The organism is Stappia indica (genome assembly GCF_009789575.1).
Lineage (GTDB): Bacteria > Pseudomonadota > Alphaproteobacteria > Rhizobiales > Stappiaceae > Stappia > Stappia indica_A.
In genome coordinates this window covers 1,978,274-1,992,234 of the sequence record NZ_CP046908.1, presented here as the reverse complement: position 1 = coordinate 1,992,234, position 13,961 = coordinate 1,978,274, and the positions used below count along the sequence as shown (strand labels likewise).

13 protein-coding genes are annotated in these 13,961 nt (G+C 61.6%); 12 read left to right on the top strand and 1 reads right to left on the bottom strand.

Going from position 1 to position 13,961, the window contains the following annotated elements; translation table 11 throughout:
* Positions 1-23: 23 nt before the first annotated feature.
* The 6 genes from GH266_RS09400 (at position 24) to GH266_RS09375 (ending at position 4,585) form a co-directional block, all read left to right on the top strand.
* Positions 24-1,163 carry a substrate-binding domain-containing protein gene (locus GH266_RS09400; RefSeq protein WP_158193679.1) on the top strand — a complete coding sequence of 380 codons (1,140 nt, stop codon included), beginning with the start codon at positions 24-26 and terminating at the stop codon, positions 1,161-1,163.
* A gap of 71 nt (positions 1,164-1,234) precedes the next feature.
* Complete coding sequence (locus tag GH266_RS09395) at positions 1,235-1,960, top strand: ATP-binding cassette domain-containing protein (protein WP_158193678.1); 726 nt, start codon at positions 1,235-1,237, stop codon at positions 1,958-1,960.
* A gap of 33 nt (positions 1,961-1,993) precedes the next feature.
* The gene (gene rbsD, locus GH266_RS09390) at positions 1,994-2,485 is read left to right on the top strand and encodes a D-ribose pyranase (RefSeq protein WP_158193677.1); all 492 of its coding nucleotides are present in this window, start codon (positions 1,994-1,996) and stop codon (positions 2,483-2,485) included.
* Positions 2,486-2,493: 8 nt separating this feature from the next.
* A complete protein-coding gene (locus GH266_RS09385) occupies positions 2,494-2,805 on the top strand; it encodes an antibiotic biosynthesis monooxygenase (RefSeq protein WP_158193676.1) in 312 nt (103 codons plus the stop codon).
* 19 nt (positions 2,806-2,824) lie between these two features.
* Positions 2,825-4,087: a class II aldolase/adducin family protein gene (locus GH266_RS09380; RefSeq protein WP_158193675.1), complete on the top strand. Its 1,263-nt coding sequence runs from the start codon at positions 2,825-2,827 to the stop codon at positions 4,085-4,087.
* A gap of 192 nt (positions 4,088-4,279) precedes the next feature.
* Entirely contained in the window at positions 4,280-4,585 is a 306-nt protein-coding gene (locus tag GH266_RS09375) for a DUF2249 domain-containing protein (protein WP_158193674.1), read from the top strand.
* A gap of 671 nt (positions 4,586-5,256) precedes the next feature.
* On the opposite strand, the gene GH266_RS09370 is transcribed toward GH266_RS09375, so the two are convergent.
* Positions 5,257-5,940 (bottom strand): Crp/Fnr family transcriptional regulator, encoded by a 684-nt coding sequence (locus GH266_RS09370; protein WP_158193673.1) that lies wholly within the window; start codon positions 5,938-5,940, stop codon positions 5,257-5,259.
* Positions 5,941-6,340: 400 nt separating this feature from the next.
* On the opposite strand from GH266_RS09370, the gene GH266_RS09365 reads away from it, so the two are divergent.
* The 6 genes from GH266_RS09365 to GH266_RS23695 all read left to right on the top strand — a co-directional run bounded on the left by GH266_RS09365 (position 6,341) and on the right by GH266_RS23695 (position 13,958).
* Positions 6,341-8,437, top strand: a complete 2,097-nt coding sequence (locus tag GH266_RS09365; RefSeq protein ID WP_158193672.1) for an alkyl/aryl-sulfatase — start codon at positions 6,341-6,343, stop codon at positions 8,435-8,437.
* 467 nt (positions 8,438-8,904) lie between these two features.
* Positions 8,905-9,975: a patatin-like phospholipase family protein gene (locus tag GH266_RS09360; protein WP_158193671.1), complete on the top strand. Its 1,071-nt coding sequence runs from the start codon at positions 8,905-8,907 to the stop codon at positions 9,973-9,975.
* Positions 9,972-11,423 (top strand): GntP family permease, encoded by a 1,452-nt coding sequence (locus tag GH266_RS09355; protein ID WP_158193670.1) that lies wholly within the window; start codon positions 9,972-9,974, stop codon positions 11,421-11,423. Before GH266_RS09360 ends, GH266_RS09355 begins: the two co-directional genes overlap by 4 nt.
* Positions 11,424-11,610: 187 nt before the next feature.
* Positions 11,611-12,402, top strand: a complete 792-nt coding sequence (locus tag GH266_RS09350; RefSeq protein ID WP_158193669.1) for a transporter — start codon at positions 11,611-11,613, stop codon at positions 12,400-12,402.
* Positions 12,403-12,425: 23 nt separating this feature from the next.
* Complete coding sequence (locus GH266_RS09345; protein ID WP_158193668.1) at positions 12,426-13,229, top strand: hypothetical protein; 804 nt, start codon at positions 12,426-12,428, stop codon at positions 13,227-13,229.
* A 498-nt stretch (positions 13,230-13,727) separates the two neighbouring features.
* Positions 13,728-13,958, top strand: a complete 231-nt coding sequence (locus tag GH266_RS23695) for a YtcA family lipoprotein (protein ID WP_158193667.1) — start codon at positions 13,728-13,730, stop codon at positions 13,956-13,958.
* Positions 13,959-13,961 lie beyond the last annotated feature (3 nt).

The following is a 13,961-nucleotide window of genomic DNA, read 5'->3' as shown; positions in this document are numbered from 1 at the left end:
AAAAGCAAAGTGGAGGAGACGAAATGACCAAGAAGATCCTTGCAAGAACAATCCTGCTGACCGGAGCCGCAACCCTTGCCCTGTCCTTGCCGCTTGCGGCTCAGGATGTGCCGGCAGGCGCCAAGGAGCGCGGCTACTTCCTGCTCCCCGAGTTGCACGAAATGGTGCCGGCCGAACGGGCAGCCATGGACAAATTCATGAAGGCGGTGGTCGCCGAGCCGGTTGCCAGCGCCAAGACGTTCGACAAGCCGCTGCGCATCGCCTTGATGTTCCCGAGCCTTGAAACCTCGGACGCCTGGGCCCGCCTCAATATCTCGACCCGCAAGCGGCTTGAGGAACTCGGTGTGCCCTTCGAGATTACCGAGTTCATGATCAAGCCGGACGAGCACGACCGGCAGGGCGCGCAGGTCGAGCAGGTTCTGGCCGGCAACTTCGATTATGTCGTGATCGGCCCGTCCGAGTATCAGGTGCAGAAGTCGAACATCTCGCGCCTTGCCGAGGCCCTGCCGACGCTGGTGATGAACGTCGTCAATCCCTTCGTGGACACCTACGGCACCGACAAGCAACCGATTACCCATGTCGGTTTCGACCATACGATCGGGGCTGAGGCCCTGTGCCAGTGGGTGATCGGAGAGACCGGCGGCGAGGGCAAGTTCGCGCTCGTGCGTTATATTCCCGGCCTCATCGACAGCCAGCGGTCGGACCATTTCGCCGACTGCGTGACCAAGAACTCCAACATGGAACTGGTTGGCGAGTTCGAGGCGAACGGCGACCGCGAGCTCGCCTTCAGCGGGGCCAACGCGTTGTTGAGCCGCCACCCCGATATCAGGATGCTGCACGCAGGCAACACCGCCGTGGCGCTTGGCGTGCTGGCGGCCGCGACCGAGCGCGGCGTTCTGGATGACGTCATCATCAACGGCTGGGGCGGCGGCGCCGACGAACTGAAGTCGATCAAGGAAGGCGGCCTGAAGGTGACGGCGTTCCGCGTCAATGACGACTGGGGCGTCGCGGTCGCGGAAGCCATCCGGGCCCACGCGCAGCGCGACCCGGTGCCGGTCGTCCTGGCCGCGACGATCAAGCCGCTGGACTACAAGATGTCGAGCGAGGCGATCGATGCGGAAACCGCGCATGCCTTCCGCTATTCCGGCCAGCTCGACCGCTGAGCCTCCCATGCTGCGGGGGCCGCGACGCGGTCCCTGCCTCCAAGATATCTGCGAAGACTGGATGGCATGACATGAGCGTGGTTCTGCGCGGAATTTCCAAATCCTACGGGCCGGTGAAAGCGATCGAGAACATCGATCTGAAAGTGGAAGCCGGCGAGGTGGTCGGGCTGCTGGGAGATAATGGCGCGGGCAAGTCCACCTTGATGAAGGTGCTGGCCGGTGCGGTGATGCCAGACACGGGCACTATCGAAGTGGACGGCGAGCTCTGTTCCTTTTCAAGTTCGTCGGAGGCGCGCGATACAGGCATTGCGATGCTGTACCAGGATCTTGCGCTTTTCGACGACATGCCGGTCGTGCACAACATCTTCCTGGGACGCGAGATCACCAACCGCTTCGGCTTCCTGAAATACGGCGAGATGCGGAAGCGCGCCCAGGAGATCGTCAATAGCTTCTCCGTGCGCCCCTTCGATGTCCGCACGCCGTCCGGCCACCTGTCGGGTGGACAGCGGCAGGTGTCGGCGCTGGCACGGACCACCGCCTTCGGCAGTCGCTACATCATCCTCGACGAGCCGACATCGGCGCTGAGCCCGAGCGCCAGGGACGAGGTCCTCTCCGTCGTGCGGGAACTCGCCGACAAGGGCATCGGGATCATCATGGTCAGCCACGACCTCGGCCATGTGCGCAAGGTCTGCGACCGGGTGGCCATCCTGCATCTGGGCGGAATGGCCGGCGTGCGCGACATGGCGACGACCTCCCAGGACGAAATCATCTCTCTCATCGTTCAGGGACATGCCTGAACGACCGACTTCCCCAAACGAAAGGACAACGCCATGCGGCGGAATGGAATTCTCAACGTGAAACTGAGCCGGGCCATCTCCGAGATGGGCCATGACGACATTCTGCTCGTCACCGATGCCGGTTACCCCATGGCCTATGACGACCGGGTCATCGATCTGGCCCTGTGCCCGGGCGTGCCGGATCTGGTTACCGTGCTGCGGGCGATCCGCCAGGAAATGTGGGTAGAAGAATACCACATGATCGAGGACGCCAAGGAGAACAACCCGAACGCCTGGAACGGCGTTGCCGAGGTCTTCCCCGATGCCAAGGCCAGCACCCGCCCCAACAGTTGGTTCCACGAGGACGGTTATCGCGGCGCGAAATACATCGTGCGCACCGGCGCCTGGATGCCCTGGGGCAATGTGGCACTCGTCTCCGGCATTCCCGTCCAGGAGTGGTTCAACAACACCGGAGCGCCGGTTCCGGAGAGCTGGACCGAGCGTCACGAGTTGAATGTGAAGTTCGGCAAGACCGGCGTGGAGTGAACCTGCAGATGTTCGTTCAATTGGTTCACATCCAGGTGAAACCGGATCGCATCGAGGATTTCCTCGATGCCTTCCGCATCAACTACGAGGGCACGACCCGGGAGCCGGGCAACCTGCGTTTCGACGTGCTCCAGGATCCGGAGGACGAGACGCGGTTCACCATCGTCGAGATCTTCCGCAGCGCCGAGAGTGTCGACGATCATCGCCGTACCGAGCACTACAAGACGACCGTGGCGCTGCTGGAAGACATCATGACCGGACCGCGCAGCAAGGACATCTTTCGGCTGGTGATGTCGGATCTGGTGGACGAGCAGGTTTGAGGCGATGGATGACGTGCGGATGATCAACAGGTGGAATGACGACGAGGCGGCAGCCTGGTTGCGCGGAGCCGGGGAGGAGGAGGCCGAGCGTGACCTGGCCCTGCGCATCTACACGTCGCGGCTGATCGGCGGCGAGACCGATCTCGTGCTGCATGGCGGAGGCAACACCTCGGTCAAGACGCGGCGCCGCATGGCCGACGGCGAGTTCAGGCCCGTCCTGCATGTGAAGGGCAGTGGCTGGGACCTGGGGACGATCGAGGCTCCCGGTCTTCCCGCGCTCGAACTGGCTCCGCTGTGCGAGGCGCGGTCGGGGCCGGCCCTGTCCGATCCGCAAATGGTGGCGTTGCTGCGGGCTCATCTGCTCGATCCGGGCTCGCCCAATCCATCCATCGAAACCCTGCTTCATGCCTTCCTGCCGGCAAAATTCGTCGACCATTCCCATGCGGCGGCAGTGCTGGCCCTGGTGAACCAGCCGGATGCAGCAGCAATCGGCCGTCGCCTCTATGGCCGGCGCCTTGCCATCGTGCCCTATGTGATGCCTGGTTACGACCTCTCCATCGAGGCAGCGCGGATCTTCGACGAGAATCCCGATTGCGAGGGGCTTTGGCTGGTCAATCACGGTCTTTTCACCTTCGGCGAGACGGCGCGCCAGTCCTATGATCGGATGATCGAGTTCGTGAACATGGCGGAGGAGCACCTGGCTGAGCACGGGGTGCGTCTCGTTCCGCCGCTTGCCCCGCGCGGCGCCACCGCCGAAAGCCGGGCCTTTCGCGATCTTCTGTCGGAGCGCATCCGGGCGGCCGGACCGGCCTTCGCCTCGGGCGTTGCTCTCGATTTTCGCGCGGATGCGGCAATCGACAGCCTCCTGCAAATGCCGGACCTGGTGGAGATCACCGGTCGGGGCACGATCACCCCGGACCATGTCATCAGGGTCAAGCCGTTTCCTTTGGTTCTGGACGGCACGGAAAGCGCGGCCGAACTGGACGCCGCCCTTGCGGATTTCGGCGGGCGCTATGAACGCTACTTCGAGCACCATGCGGCGCAGGCCAGCGAACCGAAGACCATGCTCGATCCGTTGCCGCGGGTGATCCTGGTGCGGGGTATGGGACTGTTCGGTGTCGGAGGCAGTGCCGCCGAGGCTGGGATCGTTGCCGATCTCGCGTCGCAGACGGCACGGGTCATTCAGGCGGCGGAAGCCTATGGTCGGTTTACGCCACTGCCGACGCCGGATCTCTTCGATATGGAATACTGGTCCCTGGAACAGGCGAAGCTGAAGAAATAAGGCTCGGGGTCGCCTTGTGACCTGCCCCCGACCTTGCAAGATGCGCCGGGACGGTGCCTGTCAGCTGGAGTGCCGGTTCGCCTGGCGAGCAAGGTGTGAGAGCCTCGTCAACCGAAGTTTGTTCCTCGACAAGGACGATCTCTTTCGCTCGCCATAACACCATGGTCATCCGCATCACTATCGGAGCGTGCCATGACTTCTACATCGTCCAATGCCGACCAGCCTGTCGCTGTCTTGGACCTGCGGTCGCTGCCAAGGCCGCAGCGTCACTTGATGGTTTTCCGCCAGTACGACGCGCTGCATCCGGGCGAGTGTTTCGAACTGATCAACGATCACGACCCGCAGGGGCTGCTTTACCAGTTCCAGCAGGCTGTTCCCGGTCAGTTTTCCTGGACCTATCGTATCCCGGGTCCCGTCGACTGGCACGTTCTCGTCGGGAAGGAAGGGCAGGTGGAGGCGCCAAGACGCGATGATTGTTGCGGAGGCGGATGCGGCTGAGACAACGTTGGGGCGCCGAACGGCGCCCTTTTCGTTTGCTGCGTCTGGAGCGCATGCCGCGGGACGGGCAGCGGAACCCTGAACCGTCCCGGGTTTGCCGGAGTCCGTTTCGTTTGCGTCACGCCGCCATGGCTGGTTCTTCCAGCATGGCGTAGTAGCGCTTCTCGGCTTCGGCCGGCGGGTGCTCTGCCCCCGGAAGTTCCGGTTCGGGGCGATCCAAAGTCGGGGAGCAGGTCATTCGGGATGCAGGCGGCGACCAACATCTTCTGCAACTGGCCGAGGTTCGTTGCCGGGAGCGGCTTGTCGCAACTGAGCTTCTGAAGCGCGAGGTCTGCCTGATGCTCCTGCAGAAAATGCCGCGCCTTCCCACTTGAATTTCGCGAAACCGACCTCCCCGACCTGCGGCAATGCCACCTCGTCAGCCGTGCCAGTTCATCCTCGACGTTCGAATAGACGGTCGCCTTGCGCTTCTTGTTGATGTGCGGGAAGAGATCGCGCCGGCGCACGAGTTCCAGCAGGGGCATCATCACTCCCTCTCACCAGGGATCGGTCTGTATCTCCTGATTGAATGCTGCCTCGCCCGCGGCCGGGACGACAGCCCGACGACTTCACATATGGAAGGGCAGGGAAGCCTTGCAGATAGACACGCCCGGATTGAGGCCAGTGCGGCGCTAGTCTGGCTGAGCTACCCGTTGAATGGCAGCACGGTCGACGATCCAGATGCTGCCATATTCCGTGCGCACCGCGCCGACAGCGATCAGCATCGTGAAGGCGCGGCGGAAGGCGGCGCGGCTCATCCCGGCCATTCGGCCAAGCTCTTCCTGCGTTGCCCGGACCGATCCGTCGGAACTCGCCAACCGGAGCAACATGCGTGCGAACCGGATCTTGGGTGGCAGCGACAAGACCTCAGCATGGATACGCAGCGCGAGCGACGCATTCATGTGACTGAGTCTGAAGAAGCAAGGCCAGTCTTCTGGATGTGTTGCCAATTGTCGGAGCACTGCATCAACCGGAACCCGAAAGACACGGCATTCCCGAACTGCCACGACCGACATCGAGCGGGTCGTTTCCGCAAGCAGGGCGGAGTCCCCGATCCAGAAGCCGGGTCCAGCCCGGTAGATAGTCACTTCCTCGTCGCCAGCGATCGGTATCGACATGTCGAGCAGACCTTCGCCCAAGCCATAAATCGCGTTGGGAACATCGCCAAAGGTGTAAAGAAACTCACCGCGCCGGAGGGTCGTCCATCGGCCAGACAACGCGAACCGGCACTGAAACTCTAACGGCTGTTCCGACAGCCAGCCTGTGCCGGGCAGGCTTCGCAGTATGTCGGCGAATTTTTTCTTAGATTGCTGCATCCGACGCAATCCTATCGCTGCGGAACATATAGCTTTATCGGAATTAGATAGCGCCAGTTCTTTCGACTGTCGTTGAGGACGATCAATCCAAACGTTGTTTTCGCCGCTGGAGACATCGTGATCAGTGGTCCGGCACGCTGGGTGAAATGCACGCCAGCAAGCTGCGCGTGGAGAGTTCGTCGTCACGCCGTATGCCTTGCAAGTCCGACGCTGCAAGGGCGGAGGAGGCGCGCTTCAGAAGCTCGAAGAGGGACGCGCAGCGGTCGACACACGGTGGCTGACGCCAGTTGCCGGTCGAGACGCAAATGGGTGAATGCAAAGTCGACATGGCTTTGGGTAGCCGTTGTTCGGCCTCGCTGTCTCCTTCTGACCTGGAACGAACCGAAACGCGGAGACCGAAATGACCACCAGACGCGAGTTCATCAGATCAATCCCGGTCGCGGGCGCCGCGTTTGCGGTTGCCGGAAGTCTGTCACTGGAAGGCAGCCCTGTCCGGGCGGAGCAAGCCGGCCTGGTCGGCCACTTCCATCCCAAAGGCAAGGCTCCGTCCGCACACACGATACGCGTGCTCAAGGAGGCAAAGGCAACTCTACCCTTCGAGGACACCCGCGATCTGGAGGAACAGGCGCGCGGGATGATCGCCGAGCCGCGCGCGCGGCAGATCATGGCCGATGCTGGGAACGTCGCTTTCGACAGAGCGGAGTACGATTTTCTGGACGGGACGGGGGAGTTCGACAGTATCCACCCGTCGATGACGCGGATCGCACGGCTCAATAACAACTATGGCCTCTACGAGGTGATCCACGGGATCTACCAGGTGCGGGGCCTCGACCTTGCGGACATGACCTTCGTGCGCGGCGCGTCCGGCTGGATCGTTTTCGACACGCTCACCACGACGGAGACCGCTCGGGCAGCGTGGGATTTGTTCCAGGAGCACGTGGGCGAGGGATTGCCGGTCACTGCCGTGATCTACTCGCATACCCATGCCGACCACTGGGGCGGCGTGCGTGGGATCGTCAGCGACGAGGACATCGCGTCGGGACGCGTCGAGATCATCGCCCCCGGCAGCTTTATGCAGTTCACGATCTCCGAGAACGTTTATGCTGGCAATGCGATGAACCGGCGGCTGTTCTACCAGTATGGTTTGCTTTTGCCCGTCGCTCCCCATGGCTTCGTCACGCAAGGGCTCGGGCACCGGGTCCCGCTGGGTGTCAACGGACTGGTCGCACCCACCCGGTTCGTAACGGAGCCGATCGAGGAAGTCGAGGTCGACGGCGTACGGATGATCTTCCAGAACACGCCCAACACCGAAGCGCCGCGGGAGATGAACACCTACCTTCCCGATCTCAAGGCGCTGTGGATGGCCGAGAATGTCACGGCAACATTGCACAACATCTACACGCTGCGCGGCGCCCCAGTGCGCGATCCGCTCAATTGGTCACGCTACATCAATGAGGCGCTCTATCGGTTTGGCATCGAGGCCGAGGTGATGTTCCAGTCGCATCACTGGCCACGCTGGGGCAATGAGCGCATCCGCGAGGTGCTGCGGGACCAGCGCGACCTCTATGCCAACATGAACAATCAGGTGCTGCACTACGCTAATCAGGGTGTGACCATCAATCAGATCCACAATGTTTATCGAGTGCCCGAAAGCTTGCAGTACAAGTGGCATTGTCGGGGCTACCACGGCTCGCCGGAGCACAACGCGCGAGGTGTGATCCAGCGCTATCTCGGCTTCTGGGACTGCAACCCGGCGACGCTGATCCCGTTGTCGCCTTCGGACACTGCGCCTCTCTATGTCGAGATGATGGGCGGGCCGAACGCGATCCTTGACAAGGCGCGGGACCTGCACGACAGCGGCGACTACCAGCTCGCGACCGAAATCCTCAACAAGCTGGTCCAGGCCGAGCCGGCGAATGGCGCGGCAAAGGACGCGCTCGCGGATGCGTTCGAGCAGATCGGCTATCAACAGGAGAATCCGGGGCTGAGGAACAGCTTCCTCGCGGGCGCCTACGAGCTGCGCTCCGGCATCCCGCAGGGTACGGCGGTGAGCAGCGCTGGCCCTGATGTGATTCGCGCGATGTCGACGGAGCTCTTCCTCAACTTCCTCGCGATCCGGATGGACAGCCGCCGCGCCGGGTCGCTGGCTATGAAGATCAACCTGGTCACGCCCGACACCGCGGAGACCTTTGTCGTGGAGTTGTCGAACGCCACACTCACCAACATCCAGGGCTACCGGGCCGACGACGCCGACCTGACGCTGACCGTGAACCGTGCCGACCTTGAGACCGTGATGACAGGGGAGGCGTCGTTCGAGGCGCTTCTCGCCAATGGCCGGGCGACGGCCGAGGGCGACCCAGGTGTGCTCGGGCAGCTCGCGGGGCTCATGGTCGAGTTCGACCCACGCTTCGAGATTCTCCCTGGCACGCAGCTTCGCACGGAACTCGCTAGCCATGACCCCTTCGAGGGCGATGTCGGTGCCATGATCCCGGAGTGACCGCACGCCCGGACCGGCGCGGCTGAGGAGCGAACTTGCCATGGCGAACTCAATCGTACTCGATTTCGACGACGCCTCCGCCCGCGAGTTCGTTGCAAGGGTCAGGCACGGCACGTTCTCCCCGTTCCTACTCGTCGCAAGGGGCGCCATGGACAAGGTAGAGACGGAGATCCGGGTCGACCGGCCGAGGTTTCCCCAAACCTCGATTTCTTCCGAGCAGGAAGAGGGCCTGCAGGAGGCACTCGGTCCCTCTGCCGCCAGACCGCGACGGAAGGTGCTGCCTGGAAACGGTCGCCCGCACCCCAAGGAAACCGGTCGGTCGTGCAACCTTTCGTCTCCTGCCCGGCGAATGGCGCCTGGACCGACGCCCTGCCGACCGGAGCCATCCATGATTGGAAAGCTGGACTGTCGACGTCTCCGATCGATAGCGCCACCTCCAGCCGGTTTCGACGAGGGGGAGCGAAATCATGGCTGAAGGCGAACGTGTCGTCGACATCGCCCTGCAGGGAGGGGGCGCGCACGGCGCGTTCACGTGGGGTGTGCTGGACCGGTTGCTCGAAGAAGACAGTCTTCAGATTGAGGGCATCTCCGGGACCAGCGCAGGTGCGATGAACGCCGTCGCGCTCGCCCAAGGGCTCTCTGTTGGAGGCAGGCAGGGCGCGCGGGAAACGCTTGAAACCTACTGGACGAGGGTCAGTCGGGCCGCCAGCCTCAGTCCGATCCGCCGCAGCATGTGGGACCGGCTGGTCGGACGTTGGTCGCTCGATCAATCTCCTGGCTATGTGATGGCGCAATATTTCACCCGGGCTTTTTCTCCCTATCAGTTCAATCCCTTCGACATGAATCCGTTGCGCGACCTGGTCGCGGCCTGTTTCGATTTCGACGTTATCAACGCCGCACCCAGACCACGGCTCTTTCTTGGGGCGACCAACGTGCGGACCGGCCGTCCGAAGGTGTTCCGGCAACCAGAAATCACCGTGGACGCGGTAATGGCGTCTGCGTGCCTGCCGTTCCTGTTCAAGGCCGTCGAGATCGACGGCGAGGCGTATTGGGACGGCGGTTACATGGGCAATCCGCCGCTGTTTCCGTTGATCGACGAGACCGAGGCGCGCGACGTGATCCTCATTCAGATCAATCCGTTCTGGCGCGACGAGATACCGACAACTCCTGCGGAGATAGAAAATCGCCTCAACGAGATCACCTTCAACGGCAGCCTGATCAAGGAACTCCGATCCGTTGCCTATCTGTGGGAACTGATCCACCACGAAAAGCTCGACCGGGCAGCCTACCGAGACGCGCGGTTGCATATGATCGCCGCCGAGGACGTGATGCGGCAACTCTCAGCCTCCAGCAAGATGAACGCGGAACCCGCCTTTCTGGCGCACCTGAAGGAAATCGGGCGGCAGACGGCAGACGAATGGCTCGCTGCGAACCTTGACAAGGTCGGTGTGGAGACCACCTGGCGGCCGGGATTTCTGTTCGAGGAAAGCCTGTCGCCCGCACATCTCGAAGATGGAACCAGGAGAACACGGCCATGATGGACGTGCTGCCAGTCCTTCTGGCGCTCGCCGTGCTGATGTACCTGGCCTTTCGCGGGGTCACGCTGCTTGTTCTCGCGCCGACGACGGCACTTCTGGCGGCCGCCGCCTCTGGCACGCTCCCTCTTTTGGGCGCCTACACACAGATATTCATGGCTGCGGCCGGCGGCTTCATCGTCGATTTCTTCCCACTGTTCTTGCTCGGGGCTGTATTCGGCAAACTCATGGACGACAGTGGATGCGCGGAAGCCATCGCCAAGGGGGTGATCGACCTGCTTGGCGCGGAGCGGGCGATCCTCGCCGTGGTTCTGTGTTGTGCTGTTCTCACCTATGGCGGCGTCTCCCTGTTCGTGGTGGCCTTTGCGATACTGCCTATTGCGGCCTCCCTGTTCCGCGGCGCCGGGATCCCCAAGCGTCTGATCCCCGGCACCATCGCGCTCGGGGCGTTCACCTTCACCATGTCCGCGCTGCCCGGCAGCCCCGCGATTCAGAACGCAATTCCGATGCCGTATTTCGGGACGACTTCGTTTGCAGCCCCAGGCCTTGGGATTGCCGCCGCGGCGATCATGCTCGTCCTGGGCACTTGGTGGCTGACCAGTCGCAGTGCGCGGGCGGCAGCGACGGGGGAAGGTTATGGTGCCCACACCAACGCTGTGCCGCTGATCGATACCGGCCTGCGCGAACACGCACAGGGGGAGGGTTTCGACATAGCCGAACTCCAGCGACCGAAGTTGGAACGCGCGCTGCCCTCGCGCAGGCTCGCCATCGCCCCGATCGCCTTCGTTGTCGTGCTCAATCTCGGCTTCCTTGCTCTTGTCGTGCCGCATCTTGACACCGCCTTTCTGGAACTGCCGCTGTTCGGCGAGACGCGGATCGAGGCGGTTCGCGGCCTTTGGGCGGTCATCGTTGCCCTAAGCGTTGCGATCGTGTTTCTGATCGCGACGAATCGCACGCGGCTGACAGACATCAAGGCCAGCCTGAACGCCGGCGCAGACGCCTCGGTTCTGCCGATCTTCAATACCGCAAGCCTGGTCGGCTTCGGAGCAGTCGTCGCCGCACTGCCCGCCTTCGCAACCATCAGCACGGCAATGCTTGATCTCGGCGGCGGCAATCCGCTCGTCTCCGTGGCGGTTTCCGTCACCACTCTGTCGGCACTGACCGGGTCGGCATCGGGCGGCATGAGCATAGCGCTCGACGCACTCGGCGAGACCTTCGTCGCCCTCGCCGGCGCGACCGGCACCTCGCTCGAGGTCATGCACCGGGTGACCGCCGTTGCGGCAGGCGCTCTCGACGCACTCCCTCACAACGGCGCGGTCATCACCGTGCTCGCGATCAGCGGTCTCGGGCACCGGGAAAGCTATCTCGACGTCTTCGTGGTCGCCGTCGCCGTTCCGATGATCGCCCTCCTCGCCCTGATCAGTCTGGCGGGCACGCTCGGCGCCTTCTGAGATTGATGGGCCGTCCATTCTAAAAACTACAGCAGCCTCTGAAATAGAAGAGCGTGCAATGAAAGATGTCTTATTTTATTTTCTTGAGTTCAATCTGCCTAACCCAGGTTATATCTCTGGGTAATGTTAATGTTGGAGGGTTGTTTATACAGCGTTTGTTGACTCATTGACATGGGAAATAGCCATCATGAAGCAGTTATTTGCCTTGATTTTGCTCGCGCTTGCTTTCCAGATAGCCCCATCTATTGCGCAGGACGAGGATCTTGCCAAGAAGCTGTCAAATCCCGTGGCCTCGCTTATCAGCGTTCCGTTCCAATGGAACTACGATCACGGATTTGGCCCTGCCGGCGGCAACAAAATTACGCTGAACATTCAGCCGGTGATTCCGATCTCGCTCAACGAAGATTGGAACCTGATCTCGCGGACCATTCTGCCGGTGGTCTGGCAGGATGACATCGCCGGAAATTCCGGCACGCAATTCGGCCTTAGCGATATGACCCAGAGCTTCTTTTTTTCGCCAAAGCGACCAACCTCCGGCGGGATCATTTGGGGTGCCGGGCCGGTGCTGTTGCTGCCCACCGGAACCGACGATCTTTTGAGCACCCGCAAGTGGGGTGCCGGACCGACGGGTGTTCTCCTGCGCCAGTCCGGCCCTTGGACCTATGGCGGGCTTGCCAATCATGTCTGGTCCTATGCGGGCGACGACAACCGCAGCAATGTCAACGCGACCTTTCTGCAACCGTTCCTGTCTTACACGACCAAGCATGCCTGGACGTTCACGCTGAACTCGCAAACCACCTACGACTGGACGTCGAACGAATGGTCGATCCCGATCAATGTCATGATTGCCAAACTCGTGACGATAGACAAACAGCCGGTCAGCCTTCAGGCCGGAGTGCGCTACTACGCGGCGAGTTCGGACAATGGTCCGGAAGGCTTTGGCGCACGGGCCGCGGTAACTTTTCTCTTCCCGAAATAGGTACCAGACACGGATGGGGGTGAATGATGAAGAAAGGTGCAGTTACACTCATATTTGCCGGCCTTCTGACCTGCGGTGCGCATGCAACTGAACTTGCGGTGGCCCTGCCGTCAGTGGAAACGCCGGACGTCCGCGTCGATCGAACCTGGAAATTCGTTGTCGCGCCCTATCTGCTCGCCCCGACCATTCGGGGCGACAGCCGCGTCGGCAGATTGCCCAACACGTCGCTGGACGTTTCGCCCGGAACGATTCTGGAAAACCTTCAGTTCGGCGCCATGGTGCATGTCGGGGTGCTGTACGACAACCGTTTCGGCGCATCGCTGGACATGGCCTACATGAACCTGGGCAAGGACCGCAGCTTTCCCCGTGTCGGCGGCAGCATCGATGTAGGCGTCAAGCAATTGGTGACGGAAGCCTTCTTCGGATACCGTTTCTGGCATCAGGATCGGAATTGGGCCGAAGCCTATGCCGGCGGCCGCTGGTGGTACAATCAGCTAAAGGTCACTGCCAACACTCCGGCCAATACATTCACCCGGACGATAACCGAACAATGGGTAGACCCCGTGATCGGTGTCCGCGGGCAGATATTCGTGGCGCCGAAATGGTCGCTTTTCGGTAGCGGTAATGTCGGCGGCTTCGGTCTTGCGTCGGACTTCACGTGGGGTCTGCAAGGCGGTGTTGGTTACCACTTCGACGAACGTGTTACACTGCATCTCCAGTACAAAGCGATCGGTGTGAACTACAACAACGGAAATTCAGGTTCTTCAGCTTTTTCCTACAACACTGTTACCCACGGTCCGCTTCTAGGGATCGCGTTTTCTTTTTAGGTCACCATATCGCATGTTCATGCGGCAAAATTTTTGGGTAGTGCACGTCAATAATCGTGAAGGGCTTGCGCGGGGGCGAGAGCCTGTACTTCACTTGGCCGAAGGTGTTCTTCGAAATCGGTAAGAAGCGGTCGGCCGGCGATACGGCACGCCCTGTTACCAACGACGAGCTTCTCATGCGGCGAACGAACCTGTGGTGCCCGCCGCGTCTGGCATGACGTTTCGGCCGAGGGAGCATCCAGGATGCCTCCGATCCTCACGGCAAGAGAGTAGCAACACCGACTGGCGCAAGTGGTCACCTCTGCGCGCGGAAAGGGACCTCACATCGGCGCGTATGGCATTGCGCCGGCCGAAGAGGATCGCCTACAAGCTCATTGTCCTCAAAAATTGCTCCCCTCGACCAATCGTACTATGGTTCGCGCTCTGCGTGCTGCCTCGCGCTTGACTACCTTGAATGATGAAAGTTCGGCTATCTGCCTGAAGATATAGTGATCTGGTGTGACGACATCGCCTGCCCTTGCCAGTTTGGCCCCCTCGATCCCGCTCTTCGGCAGCTATTTTCCGGCGTGGCTGGTGTGTCTGTTCGCAGCCATTGTTCTGACGCTCATGACGCGGGCTCTGCTCGTTGTGACGGGGATTGACGACATTTTGCGCTGGCGGGTGCCCGTCTACATGAGCATGAGCCTCGCGTTCACCTATCTGTCTCTGATAGTATTCTTTGGTCGCTGAACC

Bases quoted from the DNA above. Each gene is read 5' to 3' on its own strand.
- GH266_RS09400 (WP_158193679.1), top strand. From the start codon at position 24: ATGACCAAGAAGATCCTTGCAAGAACAATCCTGCTGACCGGAGCCGCA.
- GH266_RS09395 (WP_158193678.1), top strand. From the start codon at position 1,235: ATGAGCGTGGTTCTGCGCGGAATTTCCAAATCCTACGGGCCGGTGAAA.
- rbsD (WP_158193677.1), top strand. From the start codon at position 1,994: ATGCGGCGGAATGGAATTCTCAACGTGAAACTGAGCCGGGCCATCTCC.
- GH266_RS09385 (WP_158193676.1), top strand. From the start codon at position 2,494: ATGTTCGTTCAATTGGTTCACATCCAGGTGAAACCGGATCGCATCGAG.
- GH266_RS09380 (WP_158193675.1), top strand. From the start codon at position 2,825: ATGATCAACAGGTGGAATGACGACGAGGCGGCAGCCTGGTTGCGCGGA.
- GH266_RS09375 (WP_158193674.1), top strand. From the start codon at position 4,280: ATGACTTCTACATCGTCCAATGCCGACCAGCCTGTCGCTGTCTTGGAC.
- GH266_RS09370 (WP_158193673.1), bottom strand. From the start codon at position 5,940: ATGCAGCAATCTAAGAAAAAATTCGCCGACATACTGCGAAGCCTGCCC.
- GH266_RS09365 (WP_158193672.1), top strand. From the start codon at position 6,341: ATGACCACCAGACGCGAGTTCATCAGATCAATCCCGGTCGCGGGCGCC.
- GH266_RS09360 (WP_158193671.1), top strand. From the start codon at position 8,905: ATGGCTGAAGGCGAACGTGTCGTCGACATCGCCCTGCAGGGAGGGGGC.
- GH266_RS09355 (WP_158193670.1), top strand. From the start codon at position 9,972: ATGATGGACGTGCTGCCAGTCCTTCTGGCGCTCGCCGTGCTGATGTAC.
- GH266_RS09350 (WP_158193669.1), top strand. From the start codon at position 11,611: ATGAAGCAGTTATTTGCCTTGATTTTGCTCGCGCTTGCTTTCCAGATA.
- GH266_RS09345 (WP_158193668.1), top strand. From the start codon at position 12,426: ATGATGAAGAAAGGTGCAGTTACACTCATATTTGCCGGCCTTCTGACC.